The organism is Vibrio sp. 10N.261.51.A4 (genome assembly GCF_041471945.1).
Classification (GTDB): Bacteria; Pseudomonadota; Gammaproteobacteria; order Enterobacterales; family Vibrionaceae; genus Vibrio; species Vibrio crassostreae_C.
The window spans coordinates 1-18520 of the sequence record NZ_JBFRPJ010000020.1 but is presented as its reverse complement, the minus strand read 5'-3'; the positions used below and the strand labels follow the sequence as shown (position 1 = coordinate 18520).

16 protein-coding genes and 2 pseudogenes are annotated in these 18520 nt (G+C 44.2%); 9 read left to right on the top strand and 9 right to left on the bottom strand.

What is annotated here, in order from left to right; all coding sequences use genetic code 11:
- Positions 1–14: 14 nt before the first annotated feature.
- The 3 genes from AB4384_RS05245 to AB4384_RS05235 form a co-directional block, all read right to left on the bottom strand.
- The gene (locus AB4384_RS05245) at positions 15–929 is read right to left on the bottom strand and encodes a YjjW family glycine radical enzyme activase (RefSeq protein WP_029235396.1); all 915 of its coding nucleotides are present in this window, start codon (positions 927–929) and stop codon (positions 15–17) included.
- A gap of 56 nt (positions 930–985) precedes the next feature.
- Positions 986–2551 carry a YjjI family glycine radical enzyme gene (locus AB4384_RS05240; protein WP_372129023.1) on the bottom strand — a complete coding sequence of 522 codons (1566 nt, stop codon included), beginning with the start codon at positions 2549–2551 and terminating at the stop codon, positions 986–988.
- Between the two features lie 330 nt (positions 2552–2881).
- Positions 2882–3481, bottom strand: a complete 600-nt coding sequence (locus AB4384_RS05235) for a class I SAM-dependent methyltransferase (RefSeq protein WP_017064785.1) — start codon at positions 3479–3481, stop codon at positions 2882–2884.
- A 161-nt stretch (positions 3482–3642) separates the two neighbouring features.
- On the opposite strand from AB4384_RS05235, the gene AB4384_RS05230 reads away from it, so the two are divergent.
- Positions 3643–4521 (top strand): LysR family transcriptional regulator, encoded by an 879-nt coding sequence (locus AB4384_RS05230; RefSeq protein ID WP_017071134.1) that lies wholly within the window; start codon positions 3643–3645, stop codon positions 4519–4521.
- 57 nt (positions 4522–4578) lie between these two features.
- Here the strand turns inward: AB4384_RS05230 and AB4384_RS05225 are convergent, their stop codons facing one another.
- Positions 4579–4929 carry a hypothetical protein gene (locus AB4384_RS05225; RefSeq protein WP_017060899.1) on the bottom strand — a complete coding sequence of 117 codons (351 nt, stop codon included), beginning with the start codon at positions 4927–4929 and terminating at the stop codon, positions 4579–4581.
- A 288-nt stretch (positions 4930–5217) separates the two neighbouring features.
- Here AB4384_RS05225 and AB4384_RS05220 point away from each other — a divergent pair, with 288 nt between their 5' ends.
- A complete protein-coding gene (locus AB4384_RS05220; RefSeq protein ID WP_372129021.1) occupies positions 5218–6114 on the top strand; it encodes a cation diffusion facilitator family transporter in 897 nt (298 codons plus the stop codon).
- 47 nt (positions 6115–6161) lie between these two features.
- Here AB4384_RS05220 and yddG read toward each other — a convergent pair whose 3' ends face one another.
- Positions 6162–7094, bottom strand: a complete 933-nt coding sequence (gene yddG, locus AB4384_RS05215; RefSeq protein WP_102420150.1) for an aromatic amino acid DMT transporter YddG — start codon at positions 7092–7094, stop codon at positions 6162–6164.
- 178 nt (positions 7095–7272) lie between these two features.
- A complete protein-coding gene (yjjG, locus tag AB4384_RS05210; RefSeq protein ID WP_017066573.1) occupies positions 7273–7947 on the bottom strand; it encodes a pyrimidine 5'-nucleotidase in 675 nt (224 codons plus the stop codon).
- Positions 7948–8181: 234 nt separating this feature from the next.
- Between yjjG and AB4384_RS05205 the strand changes: the two genes are divergently transcribed.
- The 3 genes and pseudogenes from AB4384_RS05205 to AB4384_RS05195 all read left to right on the top strand — a co-directional run bounded on the left by AB4384_RS05205 (position 8182) and on the right by AB4384_RS05195 (position 10861).
- On the top strand, positions 8182–8334 hold the full coding sequence (locus AB4384_RS05205) for a hypothetical protein (RefSeq protein WP_017066574.1): 153 nt from the start codon (positions 8182–8184) through the stop codon (positions 8332–8334).
- A gap of 260 nt (positions 8335–8594) precedes the next feature.
- The gene (gene yiaY / locus AB4384_RS05200; protein WP_017069430.1) at positions 8595–9743 is read left to right on the top strand and encodes an L-threonine dehydrogenase; all 1149 of its coding nucleotides are present in this window, start codon (positions 8595–8597) and stop codon (positions 9741–9743) included.
- A 195-nt stretch (positions 9744–9938) separates the two neighbouring features.
- Positions 9939–10861 (top strand): annotated as a pseudogene (locus AB4384_RS05195) (hypothetical protein).
- A gap of 104 nt (positions 10862–10965) precedes the next feature.
- On the opposite strand, the gene AB4384_RS05190 reads toward AB4384_RS05195, so the two are convergent.
- Positions 10966–11400, bottom strand: a complete 435-nt coding sequence (locus AB4384_RS05190; protein ID WP_004730224.1) for a YccF domain-containing protein — start codon at positions 11398–11400, stop codon at positions 10966–10968.
- Positions 11401–11647: 247 nt separating this feature from the next.
- Here AB4384_RS05190 and AB4384_RS05185 point away from each other — a divergent pair, with 247 nt between their 5' ends.
- Positions 11648–11773 carry a hypothetical protein gene (locus tag AB4384_RS05185; RefSeq protein WP_017060906.1) on the top strand — a complete coding sequence of 42 codons (126 nt, stop codon included), beginning with the start codon at positions 11648–11650 and terminating at the stop codon, positions 11771–11773.
- A 122-nt stretch (positions 11774–11895) separates the two neighbouring features.
- Here the strand turns inward: AB4384_RS05185 and AB4384_RS05180 are convergent, their stop codons facing one another.
- Positions 11896–12972 carry a low specificity L-threonine aldolase gene (locus AB4384_RS05180; protein ID WP_102393568.1) on the bottom strand — a complete coding sequence of 359 codons (1077 nt, stop codon included), beginning with the start codon at positions 12970–12972 and terminating at the stop codon, positions 11896–11898.
- Between the two features lie 303 nt (positions 12973–13275).
- Here AB4384_RS05180 and AB4384_RS05175 point away from each other — a divergent pair, with 303 nt between their 5' ends.
- The 3 genes from AB4384_RS05175 to AB4384_RS05165 all read left to right on the top strand — a co-directional run bounded on the left by AB4384_RS05175 (position 13276) and on the right by AB4384_RS05165 (position 17580).
- Positions 13276–13893, top strand: coding sequence for an NAD(P)H-dependent oxidoreductase (locus tag AB4384_RS05175; RefSeq protein WP_046223961.1), 618 nt, complete (start codon positions 13276–13278; stop codon positions 13891–13893).
- Positions 13893–15818, top strand: a complete 1926-nt coding sequence (locus AB4384_RS05170) for a monovalent cation:proton antiporter-2 (CPA2) family protein (protein ID WP_048608770.1) — start codon at positions 13893–13895, stop codon at positions 15816–15818. Before AB4384_RS05175 ends, AB4384_RS05170 begins: the two co-directional genes overlap by 1 nt.
- A 541-nt stretch (positions 15819–16359) precedes the next feature.
- Positions 16360–17580 carry a DUF819 domain-containing protein gene (locus AB4384_RS05165; protein WP_372129019.1) on the top strand — a complete coding sequence of 407 codons (1221 nt, stop codon included), beginning with the start codon at positions 16360–16362 and terminating at the stop codon, positions 17578–17580.
- An 86-nt stretch (positions 17581–17666) separates the two neighbouring features.
- On the opposite strand, the pseudogene AB4384_RS05160 reads toward AB4384_RS05165, so the two are convergent.
- Positions 17667–18433, bottom strand: a pseudogene (locus AB4384_RS05160) (hypothetical protein); the annotation flags it as partial.
- Between the last annotated feature and the right edge of the window lie 87 nt (positions 18434–18520).

The window sequence follows — 18520 nt, the reverse complement described above, 5'->3', positions numbered from 1 at the left end:
AAGAAATCTAAAGACTAGGTATAAACCTCAGGAGTTTGCATCGGTCTTTGAACTATGGTGTAGAGCTTATCGTGAAAGCTCTGCATCTGTTTTTCGGTGCATTTCGGCCAATCTAACGCGTCGCCAATGACACCATGATGCTGAAACGCATTGAGTCGAATTCGAACATCACTTGGTAGAGTCTTCAAGTAACGCCCCACTTGTTCAATTTCGTCCTCAAGATCGCTTTTATTTGGGATATGTAGCAACCTAACTTCGTGCAGTTTTCCTTTATCTGCTAAGTAGTTAATGGTTTCAAACACCCTATGATTACCTCTACCCACTAACCATTGATGTGTTTCCGATTGCCATGATTTTAGGTCAATCATCGCGCCATCAAGATAAGGCAACACCTTGTCCCACCCTTGAAGTGACAGCGAACCATTACTATCAATAAAACACGTGAGATGCGCTAACTGTGGATCACGTTTAATCGCTTGAAACAGCTCTATGATAAACGGCAACTGCATGGTCGCTTCACCGCCAGAAACGGTAATGCCACTCAAGAAAAACTGATTATGCCTGACAAGCTCCAGAACCTCTGAGACCGTCATTGTGGTAATTTTCGGGCTCGACTTATGGTCGCAGATATCAATGCACTTATCGCAGTTGGTGCAAGCTGCTGGGTCCCACTTCACTTTGCCATCAACCATGCTTAAAGCACGGCTTGGACAGCCACTCACACAATCTCCGCAATGGTTACAGTGATTAATAGTGTGTGGGTTATGGCAGGTTATACAATCGAAATTGCACCCTTGTAGAAACAGCACTAGGCGATTTCCCGGTCCATCAACACAAGAAAAGGTCAGCACACGGCTGACCTTCGCTTGTTTTTCTGTCTTATTATTTTTAACCCTAGCCATTTGAGTTGTTAGATCAGAAATTTTCATAATTCACATTGTTCGTATTCGAAACGCACCATACACATAACGCACGCACGTTAAAGCTATTCGTATGTCGGCGACATCTCTAAACTCGCCACGCGTGGTTTACGCTCTAATATGCCCGTGTTCTTCGCAGCTTCGGCACCTAAAAAGGTGGTATTGGTGCGTGAGCCTTGCTCGTCATATTTGGCAATGTCAGACAGCTTAATCATGTAACCCGTCACGCGAACCAAATCGTTTGATGCCACGTTAGCCGTAAACTCACGGTAACCCGCTTGAATCGCACCTTTACACAAATTGAACATCGCTTCAGGGTTAGATTTCACTGTTTCGTCGATGGTCAGAATGTCACTGATGCCCGACGTGTAGAACTTATGGTGACCCGCAGTTGCACGAACATAAGAGACTGGATCCGGTTCGGTTCCATAAGGAATACGGACACCCGGGGTCACATCTTCATCTAGGCTAATACCGCCTTGAGCATGCAGCAGAGCTTTACCTTCTAACCCATACTTCACTTCAGAGCGTTCAACGATCTCAGCCAGCTTTTCAGAGATACGATGACCAAGCTGATTCGCCAGTTCATCGTGACCATAACGCCCTGCTTGACCTTCTTTCTCCAACAAGATGTTGACTGCTTCCGCCATGCCGTAAATACCAAACATTGGCGCAAAGCGATCCTCTTCGATCAAACCTTCTTTGGTCAAGAAGCCTTCGAAGAAGTTAGACTCTTCATGCAAGAAGCGGCTTCGAACGTTCATCAACTCAACCATGATGCCACTGTAGTTCGGCAATACTTGTTGTAAGAAATCAGCACTGTCCTCAGACTTCAACGCCACTTGCTTAAGGTTCATACGCACCAAGGTGTTTGAACCACCCGCTAACGGCAGAGAGTTGTAGCAGCTCACAATACCAAAACGCTTATCGCCGTAAGCCTCGGCATGCGCTGGATAGTTTGCAATATGTGGTTTACTGCATTCACAGATGTTGCTCGCCGCATGACGAAGTAGATCATCAGGTGTCAAGGCTGGGTCGTACATAAAGGTTAAGTTTGGCGCGATCTGCTTCAATTCAGCGTCTACACGTAAAATCGTACGGCAGATAATGTTGTCTGTTGGGCCGATATTCACATGCATAAAGGCGTCTGGCAGTGTGCGATCCAACATGATCCAGAACAGCTTAATCTTTTGGTATACCTGCTCTTCTGTTAAGTCGCCCACGAAAGGCATCAACACATCATCCAACTGACCTAGGTAAACCGGAATTGAAGTGACAGACGGAACATGGTGGTAAAGGATGGTAAGCATGTTCAATGCTTCATCGAAGTTGGTTGCCGCGCTAAGCTCTAAATACTCTGAGCCTTGATGTAAGTATTTAGAATAATCTGGAAGTACATAGCGCGGCTTAAATGGGGCGTGCCCTTCAAACATGTCACACAGCACACATTGTTGTAAGGCTTGCTCTACTTCTTTGCTTACCGGCATATACGGTAAGCTGGCTTCAGCTTCTAAGGCAAGATAGCTCGACTTCTGTTTTGGTGACAGGTTGGCATCTGAAATGATATTGCTAAAGCGTTGTTGTTGCTCTGAAAGTGGTGAAGAAGTAGATGACGCAGATTGGTGGCTCATGATTAAACCCTTAGTGTTGTTATGGGCTTATTTTATATCTCACCGTTATATTTCCACTAATGAAATGTATGCAAGACTACATTTCCAAAATGGAAATAAATAATTTGTAAATTAGCGGTGTTGAGTTTTCTATGAGCGAGATGAGAAACAGAGAAATAGAGAAATAGAGAAACCAGAGTTAGTAGTGAAGAAATGAGAAAGCGCTAATTCGTTCTGTTTAAAACGATAGCGCCAAAAAGAGAAAACCCACATAACTGACGTTAGAGTCGTTAATGTGGGTTTAGTAGTTTAAATGAGCATTCTGAATGCTAGCTCAAGGCATACACACGATTACAGATCTGGAAGCGCTTGTTTACGTCCAACACCCATTAATACCTTTAACTCTCCTTGTGGAGTGTCAATCGAGAACGGTGTAGAGACTTCAACTACTGCAAAGCCCGCTGCACTCAATACATTTTCTGAGCGCTGTTGGCTTACACCGTAGTCTTCACTGTCGCTTTCCAAGTACCAATCCCAGTGTACAAACGTACCGTCGTTTTCAAGCAGCGTGTAAATCAGACTGACTGTGTCTTGTAGGTTCGGGATAAAACCACACACCGAAGAGGCTACCACTAGGTCAAACTGGTTTCTGAATGCTGGATGCTGCGCTGCAAGTCCGCGCGATAAAATATCAACTACCGGTTCAACGTTAGGTAACTCTTTCTTATCTAACTCTTCAATCATCCCTTCAGAGATATCAAGTGCGATGATCTCTTTTGCTAAAGGAGATATTTTCTGGCTGAGTAGTCCTGTACCACAACCAAAATCAAGGACACGGGTTCCGTTTAAATCAACGAGCTGTGTTAACTGGTCAAATACGGATTGTGCGAATACTGCGGTTGCGGGATCTTTATCCCAATCAACGGCGTATTCGTCCCATTGTTTCGCCATCATGGCCTCCATCTTTACTTCTTGTAGGTTCGGAACTTCCCCAGAGTAAACCAAATTAGTCAATTCGTCATAGAGTTATCATGCAAAGATGGACTATTTCTAAGATAGTCAGCACAATATTCAGATAATATGCACCGACCCCCGCTCAATATGGAAATGAAATGAACCTTTCTCAAGTCCAAGCCTTTTGTTCCGTTGCTGATTTAGGATCAGTTTCTGAAGCTGCACGCCAGTTAGAATGCAACCGAACCAAACTCAGCATGTCGATTAAAGCCTTGGAAAAAGAGTTAGATGTCGAGCTGTTCGTCCGCAGCGGAAACCACGTTGAGCTTTCAGAAGCGGGTAAAGCGATTTACAAAGATTGCGAAGGCATGTTGGTGACAGCCGCGCGTATTAAACAAACCTGCTTGCATGTTTCGGGCGAATTCAACGCAGAAATTTGGATAGCACGAGATGACTCCCTACCCGATGAAATGTGGCAGGACTTATCTCACGCCTTAAATAACAAGTACCCTTCTACCTCATTCAACTTCGTTCTCGCATCGAGCGGTGACTTAGCTAACCTAGTTGAAACTCAGCAAGTCGACTTCGCATTTGGTGTCGATTACGAACGCGTCGATGACCCAAGAATTATCTACAACCCGCTTGGTAAGATTCGAATGATGTCTGTATGTAAGAAAGGACATGATTTGAGTGCGATGCGACGAGTGTCTGATGAAGTACTGAGAAATTCGATGCAAGCAACCATGGTTTATCTTAATGAAAAGGATAATCCTGAGCTTGAGCCCTTCTCGCGTCGTTACATTGGCTTCTCTAGCTTCGACTTTATGTTGGATACGATTCTACGTGAAGAAGCATGGGGCGTAATGCCTGAGCCATTGATTCGCCATTTACTGCGTAAACAAGAGCTTGCCGTGATCAAACACACCTACGGTTTAACACAAGAAGACTACTGTATGTTTACCGCGGCAGGCATGGCAGAGCACCCAGGAATGAATTGGTTGGCCGACCAGCTTAGTGATTATTTGTTTGATTTCTAGCTCGCGCTTATTGCTTATCGTCGATAACAAAGGGAAAAACCACAAACAGCACTACTCCTAAAAGACCATCACGTGATCCACTAAATAGCGTCCGTCTTCTTCAACCAATACCATTTCAGCGACAAACTCACCTTTGGCGATGGTGTAAGCTTGTTTCCACACAAAGGCGATCGAGTCTGAACGTCTAAATAAAGCAACTTGCTCACGCTCAGCAAAAAAGCCATTACTGTGCTGATAATGGTGACACACCTTTTCTAAATATTCTGGCGTAACAATGTCTTTCATCCTTTGAGTAAAATCTCGACAGTGCTGTTCATGATCAACCTTAGTTGAACCATCCATCAGATTATCCATGATCGGGTTAGCAATCGCCCACAACTCATTATCACTGATATCGTCAAACTTCATATTGATTCACTCCTTGTCCATCGCAGTCGCAGTCAAATCTAGAAGACCAATAAGACCTTAGCGACTAATGTGTTTTATTAATCATAAACGATCCTATTTCAGTTGCACACCATCACCAAAAAACACTCAACGTCAACTTTATTGACACCACACCCTGATCTTAAATCACTGAATTTTATTGATTTATATGTTCGAATTAAATAAGACATATAAACATCATCAGATAAAGTTTGTAAAGTTAGCTCATTATTAGAACAATGAAGTTATCAAAAACATCTGGAAAATATTATGTGTGACAGGAAAAGCCAAAACGAAAATCGAGTACTATTGTTCTCAGCCCTTTTAGCATCAGGCTTCGCAATTGGCGGATTGGTGTTGGGTCTTCTCGTTGGCTCTCTGGTCATAGTGTTTGACGGTGTCTATTCTCTTATCAGCTTACTGTTAACTTTATTGTCACTAGCTGCTTCAAAATACATTAACCGCCCTTCAGATAGAGAGTTCCCGTTCGGTCGAGCTATCATCGAGCCGATTGTGATTGCGATTAAAGCCGTTGTGATTCTGCTTGTGGTTGGTTATTCACTTTACTCTGCGATTGGTGCCCTAATGACGGGTGGTCGTGAAGTTGATGCTTCTATTGCAACTCTGTTTGGTATTTTCAACGTGTTGGGTTGTGGTTACGCTTGGTGGTACATCGCGAATAAGAGCAAACGTATTTCTTCAGGTCTGATTCAGGCTGAATCTAAGCAGTGGCAGATGGATACGCTACTGAGTGTAGCGGTAACAGCGGGTTTCGTAGCGGCTTGGTTAATTACTTTTTCTCCGCTTGCAGAATACGCAGTCTATGCCGACCCAATGATGATGTTGCTAATGTCTTTCTACTTCATCAAAGTGCCTTTCGACATGTTACGTGAGGCGATGCGCGAACTGCTTATGATGTCGGCAAACAAAGATATTTGTGATGCGGTAGATAAGAACGTTGTCGCGGTAGACAAAGAAGCGGAGCAAGATTTGGAGCTGATGGGTGTGACTAAGGTTGGTCCAGAATTACGAATCAATGTTGATATTCATACCAACGACCAAAAAGCGATTGCGGTCGATGATATTGAACGTACGCGCCGCCAACTTAAGCGACGCTTATCGAAGATGCCTTATGAGCTTCAATTGAATCTCAATATCGCGAGTTAAGAGTCGAGAGTTAAGAACCAAGAGCTAACCAATCAATCTCTCGCTGACTAAGACTCTGATTGAACCTTTTTAGAAGCCGACGCCGTAACCGTCGGCTTTTTGTCTCTGGTTACCCACCAGCAAGCTAAAGAGCCAATCGTTACCATACAAACGCCCTGCCAAAACGTCATGCTCAATGACAAACCCAAAATAATAGAAGACAGTAAGGTCGCAAAAATAGGCGTGAAATACGACATGGTCGCCAAGAAGACCATATTGCCGCCAAGTATCGCTGTATTCCAAAGCGCGTAACCTGCGCCCATACACACGCCTGCCAACACTAAGTCAATCGCAGCACTGGTTGTCATCACCATGCCGGTTTCGTTACTCAATGCGTATTTGATCCACAAGGTGATTGCCGTTGCGATAAAGAACAACACAATCGCATTCTGCCCTTTCGCCACTTTCTGAGTGTAATTACAGTAAACCGCCCAAATAATCGCGCCGAAAAACGCCATTGAATAAGTTTTTGGGTTAGTAGCAACATTGGCAGCGATTTGTTCAACAGAAAGCCCCTGATCGCCGCTGATGCTCCAAGCGACGCCAAAGAAGGCCAAGAAGATACTTGGGTAAACCAACCAGTTAATTTTCTTGTCGCTCAGCAGCACCGCAAATAACACCGTCAGTGCTGGCCATAAGTAGTTGATGACAGCCATTTCCAAGGCTTGATGTCTATTGTTTGCCATTCCCAACGCCAAAGCCAAGAAGATCTCATAACAAACGAACAAGGCGCCGCCAATCAGCAAGTAAGACTTAGAAAAGCGTGAAAACTTAGGTAGCCCCATAACACAGACCAACAACAGCGAACTCACCGTATAAAGACTGGCCGCACCACCAATTGGACCTAGCTGTTCTGAGACGCTACGAGACAGAGCAATCAAGCAGCTCCATAGTAAAATGGCGATAATACCGTAGCAGCTATAACGATGAGATTTCAGCACACTTTTTCCTTTATCTGTTTTGATGGTCACTCTATGGTAAAACCAAGTTCAAAATAATTGGCCGAGTACATTTTCGTACTCGGCCATCAACACTTTGTTTACAAAGCATTGGTCGATTAAAGAAATCAACCGATTATGATTGTGTATTCGCTAGTGGCGGTCAGTTGTTAACTATTCACTAAGCCAGCAGTAGAGCTTGCAAGTCAGCCAAAGACTTCACTTGGTAGTGAGGATTGATACCCGCTGGCGCTGCCTTTTCTTGGCTGTTTAACCAACACGTTTCGATGCCAAAATCGAGTCCACCTAGAATATCGGAATGTGGGTTATCCCCGACCATCAATATTCTTTGCTTAGATGGCAATCCAACCAGCTTATGCGCATATTCAAAAATCTCGGCATCCGGTTTGGCTACCCCAACTTCTTCAGAAATGATCACGTGCTCAAAGTAATCCGTCATTCCTGTGCGCTCTAAACGGATTGACTGCAGCTCTGTAAAACCGTTAGTGATGATGCCCATGTTCACCTTGCCTTTTAAAGACTCCACCAACTCTTGTGCACCTGGTAATAAAGAACAGATATCCGCCATTGCGGTCAAAAATGCACTGTTTAGTTCTGCTGTTGTTGTCTCTAACTTTGTTGCCCAGCTTTCAAAACGCGCGTGCTTCAGTTGAGCTGCCGTAATGCGGCCATCTTGATAATCTACCCAAAGTGGTAAATTAACCTCTTGGTAAACCGAATAATCCTGTTCACTAAAATCCACACCAAAACGGGAGAACATCAGCTTCATTCCTTGAAAAGCATCAAAGTGGAACAAGGTTTCATCCGCATCAAAGAATATCCAATCGTACTTCATTTTCTGTCCTGTTATTCGCGTTGTTGAGCAGTGCTGTGTCTGTTTTTATCGTAGTTTTGCTTAATTTTTCTCTTCGCCTTGTAGGCTGGCAATCACTTTACTCGTAAATCTGTGAGCCTGTATATAAATCTAATAATTTATAGAAAACAAGCAGCAAGTCATGATGTATCGCAAATTTTGCCACATATTAAACCAATACCATACAAGAAATACATTTAAGTACCGGGAGGTATTATGAAGCACTTCTTACCGTCATCTGTCATGCTCACCCCATTTCTTGTCAAATACTATGACGAGGAGCCAGAAGACACCCTTGAGTCTGAAGAGTCGCAAGATCCTCAAATTGAGTGCAGTGATGACTCCGATAAAACGTCGACACCTGCCTAGCCAGATCAACTTTCAGTGAAAAACCTTAATTTTCATTGTTATAGAGCACCATTCTGCTCTTGGTGGAGCCAATTTATCGCTAACCACTACTGACAAAGAGCACAACCAAAAAACATGAAAACGATTGCTATATGAGCCCTATCACAACGACTAGCCACAAAGTGGTAGTTCGGAATCAAAGTTGTTCCAGATCAATGGTCGACCACTTGAATGCCGACAACATGTAGGAAATTACAAATCATAATTAACGGAGTTTTCCAATGTCTACTGCATTTTACATCCCTACAATCAACTTCATGGGTACTGGCTGTCTGAAGGATGCTGCTGATAGCATTCAGTCTCAAGGCTTTAAAAAAGGTCTGATCGTTACTGATAAGATCCTGAATCAAATTGGCGTAGTTAAGCAGGTACAAGACCTTCTTAGCCAGCGTGGCGTAGACGCAGTTGTATTCGACGGCACTCAACCAAACCCAACCATCACTAACGTGAACGATGGTCTAGAATTGCTGACTGACAACGATTGTGATTTTGTTGTTTCTCTAGGTGGCGGTTCTCCACACGACTGCGCAAAAGGTATCGCTTTGGTTGCTTCTAACGGCGGCAAGATTGCAGATTACGAAGGTGTCGATCAATCTGAAAAACCGATGATGCCTCTTATCGCTATCAACACGACTGCGGGCACCGCTTCAGAAATGACACGTTTCTGCATCATCACTGATGAAGAGCGCCACATTAAGATGGCTATCGTTGATAAGCACACAACACCGCTTATTTCAGTAAACGATCCTGAACTAATGCTTGCTAAGCCTGCATCACTGACTGCTGCAACAGGTATGGATGCGCTAACACACGCAATCGAAGCTTACGTTTCTATCGCAGCGACACCAATTACAGACGCTGTAGCGATTAAAGCCATTGAACTTGTACAAGCTCACCTAAGAACGGCAGTAGCGCACGGCGAAGACATTGAAGCACGTGAACAAATGGCTTACGCACAGTTCATGGCGGGTATGGCGTTCAACAACGCGTCACTAGGTTATGTTCATGCGATGGCGCATCAGCTAGGCGGCTTCTACGATCTTCCACACGGTGTGTGTAATGCTATCTTGCTACCACACGTTCAACGCTACAACGCGCAAGTTTGTCCTGAGCGTCTACGTGATGTTGCAAAAGCAATGGGCGTTAACGTTGAAGGTATGTCACCAGAGCAAGGTGCAGAAGCTGCGATCGAAGCAATTGTTCAACTAGCAAATGACGTGAACATCCCAACAGGTATCGCGCAACTTGGTGCGAAGCTAGAAGATATCCCTACTCTGTCTGACAACGCACTAAAAGATGCTTGTGGTTTTACTAATCCTAAACAAGCGACCCACGAAGAAATCTCTGCGATTTTCGAAGCGGCAATGTAATCTGCCATTAAGTCACTTATAAACTTATCGACAAACAGGCTCACCTACTGAGCCCGTTTTCTTTACCTGCCATATGTTATTCAAGTCTCTGTTTTGAATAGCCACTGATTAAGATAAATCTCTTTAAAAGTCGCATTGTCATAACTGCTTAGTTATAGTCAAACTATTGATACATAGAATGACAAACAGGTTCCATTGAGTCGTTGGATAGTTAACTCCTCATTATTAGCATCGCTCGTTTCCCACTCTGCCTTCGCGGAGGAACAGGATGAGTGTCACAGCCAACCGTTAGAAGACACGCGCGTCGAAAAAGCTGACCACTACCTAAACAGCAAGTTTTGTCAGCCCGCAATATGGTTCGATAACTTCTTTGTGGATGACCGTATTACCGAGGACGCCAGAGCCGGAACCTCTGTACGTTGGTATAATGATTTCATCTATTCTGAGGGCGGTGACGTGGATTATTCCACCAAGCTCAACGCACGCCTGCATTTACCCTTTGTCAGCAAAAGGCTTAAGCTAATCTACGAGTCTGTTGGCGATGAAGAATTCTTAGACTTCTTCCCACAAGATTCTGAAGAGTTAGAAAATGCACTTGGCCTTCGTTATGACGCCTATGCCAAGGGTTACAGTAGTTTCAATATCAAAGCGACATTACGCCCAAGAATAGAGGCTCGCTATCGTTTTACCTACCCGCTCACCACAGATGCAGTATTCCGGCTAACCCAACGTGTGTATCAAGAGAAGAAAGAGACGGGAGAGATCACTGATATCGATTTTGACCTCTCTTTGAGTGACGATTTCTTAGCGCGTTGGTCTAACTTTGCTGGCTATAACGATGACCTCAAAGGCTGGGAGTATGGTACGGGCATTACCTTGTACCATTACCTTTCTCAAGACCAAGCTCTGTAATACAGCGCCACGATAACCGCGACCAGCGAACCGTATAACCACAACGAATATTCGCAAGTGTCGGTAACGTATAGAGAAAATGTATGGAAGGAATGGCTGTTTTACGAGGTCACCCCGCGTTACCAGTGGGAACGAGAGCCTTACGAGAAACACACGGAGAAGCCAACATCACCCTTAGGCTTGAAGTCTTGTTCAACAATGTCTAGTGAGTGTTTGTGAGATTGGGGCATCGTTAGATAGAAAACGAGGCACAAAAAAGCACATCATGTGATGTGCTTTTTCAGTTCTATATAAGGCTTAAACTGTAGTCTTAACCTTTGTAATTTCTTACTCGCGCCGCTTCTGCTTCACGTTTATCGACAACCGTCTTACCGATTGGCGCCAGCGAGATAACCGCTAATTTAAGGTGCTGAATCGCGAACGGAATACCGATGATGGTAATGAAACACGCCACAGCTGACATGATGTGACCAATCGCTAGCCAGATACCCGCAAATAAGAACCAAATCACGTTACCAATCACGCCTAGCGGGCTCGTGCCGATGTCCATTTCATTGGTTAGCTCGTCACGCGAAATCGCTTCCTGACCAAATGGGAAGAATGAGAAGTTACCCATAACGAAACACGCTCTACCCCATGGAATACCAACGATGGTTAGGAATGCGAGCAGTCCGAAGAACCACCAAGCTAGTCCCATAAATACGCCACCGAACAGAAACCAAATGATGTTTCCTATTGTTTTCATTCTGTATTCTCCAAATCTTTAAATGCTGTTTATTTGATATGCCGAGTAAGGCAATGCTTGTTCTAATAGGTTCATTATTGTTGAACCTTTATGAACCGTTTATGAATCACTTACATTTTATGTGATTGATATACACCACGGTTCTCTAAATCTACATAGGGCTAAACCCATTTATTTGATACCATACACTTAGATTTTTAGTACCAAAAAGCTAAACAGACTCAACAACGAATTTAAGGCCGAATTTATGAATAACACTGAGCAACCTAAAAAGAAAATGAAAAACTGGGTGCCAATCGTCTTCTTCGGACTTCTCAGTACGGTTCCAGTGTTCATGTTCTTAGTTGATGTGTACATCAACCAGTATATGTAACAGAGCCGGACATCCTAGCTATATAAATGGATATAAGAACCCTTTCCTGTATCCATTTCAGTTCCAATTAGATCAGTTCTTCTGCAGTCAGCTCTTCTGTAATCAAATCAACTTTTCCGTAATCAAATCAGCTCTTCGTTAATAAAATCAAGAATGTCGATCAGCTCATGATCAGGCAGATTCAGTAAGTTATCACCAACATACCATTCAATCTTACATTGGTTTGGCAATTCGCTGATCGCTGGATTTCCTATCCAAACCTTGTGTTTCTTCGCTATGTTATCTCTCACAATAATGCCGTCTTCATAGCTCACAGGTAAATATAGGTGAAGCATGTTGACCTGCGGTTGCTGCGGATTAACAGTGAACTGAGGATAGTCTAATAAGATTTGGTAGATCTGTTTTGTTCGCTCAAACAGTGATGGCATCAACTCTAATCGCTCATCAAACTGCATTGCTGCTGAAACCACATAAGGCGTTCGGTGATAAACATTGCCACCTTGGCGCTTCATCCACGCCGATGCTTTCGCGACAAAGGCTTTATCGCCCAACAATAACGAACCACCAAGGCCATTGAGACCTTTGTACAGCGAAACATAAGCACTATCGAAGCCCTGAGCAATCTCGCTGTATGGCTTTTGATAATACGCGCCGCATTCCCACAAACGTGCACCGTCCATATGAAGGTGAATCGATTGTTCTTTGCAGTATTGCTTTATAGCTTCAAGCTCTTCCCACTCTGGCAATTGACCGCCAATTTCGCGCATCGGTAATTCATAAAGAGCGGCTGCAATCTCATCAGGCCATGCCTTTAAGTCATCAACATTCCAAGTGCGAAATACATTGCCGACCGGAAGCACGTTGAAACGATTTTGGAGCTGATACCCTTGGCGTTCATGGCGAATGATATGACTCGACTCATGCATCGCTACTACCGGGTTTCTTTTCTCTTGGCAGGCAATTTCTAATGCTGTGGGTTGATTCATGGTGCCGGTAATAACAAACACGGCGGCTTCATAACCAAGCAGCTCTGCGACCTTATTTTCAAAGCTCTCGATAAACTCGCCATCACCGTAGCTATCATGGCTCACATTGTGTGTTTCACACCATTCAGCCATCTGAGCGAATGTTTGTGCTGGTGTCGGTTCTAGATGACCAGAAAGCAACAAATCACATTGTTGACGCAAGTCCATGCTCATAGTTTTTTCCTTTATTCATTATCGTTCTATGTAGGGTTATTGGATTATTTACGTTACCCACCAACGGTGACATAAAATGCCCACATTCGCTTTTACTATTCGTGAATAATTAGTTTTACTCAGTCATCGGCTACTTGTGCCTGAAAGACACAAAATGACTGGTGTCTTATATAATTAAACGCAGAAAGCACACGTATCTAAACAAAGAAGTATGGGCTAATTCGTTGTTGTTCAACCATTCTTCTATTATTGTATAACTATAATTCCAATAAATATTATTCGTTAATGGACAAAGAGGGCTATATGTCGAAAAATCGAGTCTTGGTGCTATTCGCCCACCCTTCTCAACATCGTTCTGAAGCAAACAAACCCTTATTTGAACAAGCCAAACGCGTTGACGGTGTTACCTGTGTCGATCTCTATGCCGAGTATCCGACATTTAAAATCAACATCGACCGTGAACAGAAACGCCTGTTAGACCATGACATCATCATTTTTCAGTTTCCTTTGTATTGGTACTCAACACCGGCAATTCTTAAAGAGTGGCAAGACCTTGTTCTTGAATACGGCTTCGCCTACGGCGCCGATGGCAATGAACTACAGGGTAAGAACTTATTATGTAGCATTACTGCAGGTGGTAAAAAAGATGCCTACCAAAGTGATGGTTACAACCATTTCACTATTCGAGAGCTGCTTCACCCAATCGAACAAACTGCTTCTCTGTGTGGGATGAACTATCTCGCGCCCTTTGCGTTATTTGGCTCGCGTACCGCGTTGGAAGAAAACCGCATTCAAGAGCATGTCGATAGCTATAAAGTGCTGTTAGAGGCGTTGGTTGCCGGCAAGATCAATATTAAGAAAGCCAGCAAAGCAGAAAAACTCAACCACTACGTAGAAGAACTAATGGCAGAGGTTAAATAATGACGGGATATTTTCTACAAGCGTTTATCTACTTAGTCGCAGCAGTTATTGCCGTGCCTATTGCCAAAAGACTTGGTCTTGGTTCTGTATTAGGTTACCTCATTGCTGGTGTTGTGATTGGCCCAATCATCGGCTTAGTGGGTGAAGAGACCACAACCATCCAACACTTTGCCGAGTTCGGCGTGGTTATGATGCTGTTCTTGGTCGGCCTTGAACTTGAGCCTAAGATGCTTTGGGCAATGAGAAACCGACTGATGGGGCTGGGTGGCCTGCAAGTTGGTGGCACTACCGCGATTGTAATGGGTATCGCCCTTTTCTTCGGACAACCTTGGACCATTGCGCTGACTATCGGTTTGATCTTCGCACTGTCATCTACCGCGATTGTACTCCAAACCTTTAACGAAAAAGGGCTATCCAAAACAGAAGGCGGCAAGAACGCTTTTTCAGTCCTACTGTTCCAAGATATTGCCGTCATCCCTATGTTGGCGTTCATTCCTCTATTAGCGTTGCCAGAATTAATTGAAGCTGCACAAAGCGCGGTCGCTTCGGCCTCTGATCATCATGAAGAGTTAAGTCTTGTTGCTGGCCTACCCGGTTGGGCTTATGGCCTTGTGATCACAGCATCTATTGCGATTGTTGTGGTCGGCGGACACTTCTTGAGTCGTCCACTGTTCCGCTTCGTGGCAAGCTCAGGCCTGCGTGAAATCTTTACTGCAACCGCACTGATGTTGGTGATTGGTATTGCTGCACTGATGAGCCTAGTCGGCCTATCACCGGCTTTGGGTACCTTCCTTGCGGGTGTGGTTTTAGCGAACAGTGAATTCCGCCACGAGCTTGAGTCTAATATTGACCCGTTTAAAGGGCTGCTACTTGGCTTGTTCTTCATTACCGTTGGTGCTGGCATCAACTTTGATGTTCTATTCAACGACTTTGGTTTGATCATTGGCCTCACTCTTGGCGTTATGCTTCTTAAAGCCTTGGTGCTATTTACGTTGGCATTGATCTTCAAAATCAAAAACAGTGACCGTTGGCTGTTTACACTGAGCTTGGCGCAAGCCGGTGAGTTTGGTTTTGTACTACTAAGCTTCTCAGCTCAAAACCACGTATTACCTGCTGACATCGTTCAAACATTGTCGCTGGTTGTGGCACTTTCAATGTTCCTAACACCAGGGCTGTTCATTCTATTTGATAAAGTGATTCTTCCTCGTTACGAACAAAAATCTAACGACCGCGAAGAAGATACCATCGAAGAGAAAGGTACCGTTATCATTGCGGGCATTGGTCGATTCGGTCAAATCGTTAACCGCTTGCTGGTGTCGAACGATGTCAATACGGTGGTTCTGGATCACCAAGCGAACCAAGTAGACTTGCTGCGCTCTATCAATATCAAATCTTACTTTGGTGATGCGACTCGTCACGACTTATTGCATACCGCCGGAATCGAAGAAGCCGCGATGCTAGTAGTGGCAATCGACAACCAAGACTCAAGCGTTGAATTAGTGAAATACGTTAAACACACCTACCCTAAAGTGAAAATCTTAGCCCGCGCATTCGACCGTGGTCATAGTTATCGCCTAAGAGAAGCGGGGGCAGACTTTGTTGAATCAGAGACCTACCATTCTGCTCTTGAAATGGGCGCTGAAGCCTTGCGTTCTTTGGGTCATCACCCATTCTTCGTCGAGCAGCAAAAATCGACTTATCAACGTGTTGAGAGCCGTAAGTCTGAAAAGCTTTACCAAGCTTGGTCTGAAGCGGAAGAGAACCCACGCTACGACAACAACTACCGACAAATCTTCATTCACCTTGAAGAAGCAATGAAAGAAGATATGAAAAAAGACCGTTCAGACAAACACTCTCGTTCTGAACGTGGTTGGACACCGCCACCGAAAGGCTATGCAGATGGCTTTGAGGAAGAAGAGTCCTAAGCAGAACTCTAAATAACGGCGCTAGATAACCATACTAGGCAACCATCAAAAGCGGCTATTTAGGCCGCTTTTTCTTTCATTGAACCCCTACAAAACGTCAAATGAGCATGAGTAGCGGGGGCTAGAACTCGTAATCCGAAAGATTTATGTGATCTAGCTAAAATTTTTAATTTCTGACCACATGGCAAAAGTGAATTCACTTTTTACATTATTGAAACATTCCAACCTCGCATAAACCACACCATAAACATGGCTATATATGCACTCATTCCTACCATTCAAGCACCCACCCAATTCATAGCGACCACTAACTAAGGCTTGAATTACATTGCATATATCGAAATGCGCCGCAAAAGCCCCAATAAACCCATTCATCAATCAAATAAATAACGCACAACATTCACAAATTCAAACCATCAAAATTAACATAAACATTTCAAAATATGTCTATCGTTACAATTTGTAACGAATGACGGTTGTCGGTATAGTCCTGCAATTCAAAAAGTGAGACCTTTGCGCTCACCTTAAAGGAGATATAATAATGATTACTAATGATGCTGTAATAATGGGCATGTTAGCTGTTATTCTTGGCGGTGTTTTTATCACGGAAAGTAGCCAAAATAGCGCACTGAAAAAATTCTACTCGTTCGTTCCGGGTCTATTGCTCTGTTACTTTGTTCCTTCTCTATTGAACAGCCTAGGCATCATCGACGCATCAAACTCAAAGCTGTACTTTGTTGCAAGTCGTTACCTATTACCAAGCGCACTCGTTCTACTGATCATCTCAGCTGACCTACGCAAAATCTTCGGCCTTGGCTCAAAAGCCGTCATCATGTTCCTAACGGGTACTGTCGGCATCATCATTGGTGGCCCTTTGGCGATTTTAATTATCGACCAAGTTAACCCTGACCTCGTATCTGGCGATGTATGGCGTGGCCTTACAACTGTCGCTGGTTCTTGGATCGGCGGCGGTGCGAACCAAGCAGCAATGAAAGAAGTGTTCGAGGTTGATGATCAACTATTCTCTGCAATGATTACGGTTGATGTTATCTGTGCGAACATTTGGATGGCCGTGTTACTTATCATGGCAGGTCGCCAGAAGAAAATTGATGCATGGTTAAAAGCAGACACATCATCTATCGAAGAGCTAAAAGAGACGGTATCTAAATACCAAGAAGAGAACGCTCGCCCAACAACAACAACCGATCTTATGAAGATCACGGCAATTGCTTTCGGTTTGACGGGTTTAGCTCACTTATTCAGTGACATGATTGCACCATGGATCTCAACCAACGCGCCGGAGCTTGCGAAATATAGCCTAACATCTGGCTTCTTCTGGCTGATCGTAATGGTGACAACGTTCGCGCTGATCGCTTCATGCTTCAAATCTACACGTAGCCTTGAGCACAGCGGCGCGTCTAAAGTAGGTTCAGCGTTCATCTACATCCTAGTTGCAACTATCGGTATGCAAATGGATGTGACAGCTATATTAGACAACCCAGGTTACTTCTTCATTGGTATTACATGGTTAACTATCCATGCCCTTCTAATGATTGTGATGGCGAAGCTAATTCGTGCACCATTGTTCTTCATGGCAGTAGGTAGCCAAGCTAACGTCGGCGGTGCTGCATCGGCTCCTATCGTAGCGGCAGCGTTCCACCCAGCATTAGCTCCAGTAGGTATTCTAATGGCTGTACTTGGTTACGCACTCGGTACATACGGCGCTTACATCTGTGGCCTAATCATGCAGGCTGCTGGTTAATAGAATCGCTTAATCCAATAACACCAAAGGCTGAACGATGATCGTTCAGCCTTTTTCGTTTCTAAAACTGTATTTCAAATAACGGCTTAATCGAACAAAGATGTCAGTTTATTTTCCACCACAGGGCTGATATTAAAGCTCAACATAAAATCTGGACGCGTTTTTTCGTCTTTCTCAAGGTAATAGTTCGCTTCAATGCCAAACTTCCAAGGACGTCCGTTCAACACAGTAGTCTTGCTTACGCTTATATTCAACGGAATTTCCGCCTGATCCTTATTCCAGTCATACGAGAATGTCGGCGCAGAACCTACCGTCCACCCTCCGCCTAATATCTCCACCCAAAAGACTTGTGTCGATGTCTTGTTGATTCGAGTACCAGAATGGTCGGCTCCGTCTCCAGAAACACCATACAAGTGGTTGGGGAACATACCAACAACTCGCTCACTACTCACCTTCCCGACCATAAACTCTGGCCCAACAGCAAATTGATCCGCCGTTAAGTCACTACTGCCCGTTGGCAACGAAGCAAAGAGACCGAACGCGACAATAGTACCGCCCTCCTTTTTAGGCGCATAAGCTAAATCAAATGAGATGTTTGTAAACCTGACTGATCCATACGCTGCGAGCTTGCTGGTGTGTCCACATGGAAATCGTTCTGTACATAAGAGATAGCCGGGCGGAAGATCACTTTGTCACCATTATCCATGGGAAACGGCAATGTCGGCTGTAATACGGTCGCGAAAGCATCTCCTCCACCATCGTAACCACCTGAATACTGAAGCTTTAGATTGAGACTAGCGTAAGCTGTATTTGGGTTTGCAAGTTCCTTTGCTTCCTGTTCTGCCGCTTGATCCAGGGCAAGATCATGAAAAACCCATATGGAATAAGGGGTAGCGTGAAGTGATGTTTCCACTAATTTTTACACTGAAGTCACAACAAA

Coding starts and splice junctions, on each gene's coding strand:
- AB4384_RS05245 (WP_029235396.1), bottom strand. CDS start 929: ATGAAAATTTCTGATCTAACAACTCAAATGGCTAGGGTTAAAAATAAT.
- AB4384_RS05240 (WP_372129023.1), bottom strand. CDS start 2,551: ATGAGCCACCAATCTGCGTCATCTACTTCTTCACCACTTTCAGAGCAA.
- AB4384_RS05235 (WP_017064785.1), bottom strand. CDS start 3,481: ATGGCGAAACAATGGGACGAATACGCCGTTGATTGGGATAAAGATCCC.
- AB4384_RS05230 (WP_017071134.1), top strand. CDS start 3,643: ATGAACCTTTCTCAAGTCCAAGCCTTTTGTTCCGTTGCTGATTTAGGA.
- AB4384_RS05225 (WP_017060899.1), bottom strand. CDS start 4,929: ATGAAGTTTGACGATATCAGTGATAATGAGTTGTGGGCGATTGCTAAC.
- AB4384_RS05220 (WP_372129021.1), top strand. CDS start 5,218: ATGTGTGACAGGAAAAGCCAAAACGAAAATCGAGTACTATTGTTCTCA.
- yjjG (WP_017066573.1), bottom strand. CDS start 7,947: ATGAAGTACGATTGGATATTCTTTGATGCGGATGAAACCTTGTTCCAC.
- AB4384_RS05205 (WP_017066574.1), top strand. CDS start 8,182: ATGAAGCACTTCTTACCGTCATCTGTCATGCTCACCCCATTTCTTGTC.
- yiaY (WP_017069430.1), top strand. CDS start 8,595: ATGTCTACTGCATTTTACATCCCTACAATCAACTTCATGGGTACTGGC.
- AB4384_RS05190 (WP_004730224.1), bottom strand. CDS start 11,400: ATGAAAACAATAGGAAACATCATTTGGTTTCTGTTCGGTGGCGTATTT.
- AB4384_RS05185 (WP_017060906.1), top strand. CDS start 11,648: ATGAATAACACTGAGCAACCTAAAAAGAAAATGAAAAACTGGGTGCCA.
- AB4384_RS05180 (WP_102393568.1), bottom strand. CDS start 12,972: ATGAGCATGGACTTGCGTCAACAATGTGATTTGTTGCTTTCTGGTCAT.
- AB4384_RS05175 (WP_046223961.1), top strand. CDS start 13,276: ATGTCGAAAAATCGAGTCTTGGTGCTATTCGCCCACCCTTCTCAACAT.
- AB4384_RS05170 (WP_048608770.1), top strand. CDS start 13,893: ATGACGGGATATTTTCTACAAGCGTTTATCTACTTAGTCGCAGCAGTT.
- AB4384_RS05165 (WP_372129019.1), top strand. CDS start 16,360: ATGATTACTAATGATGCTGTAATAATGGGCATGTTAGCTGTTATTCTT.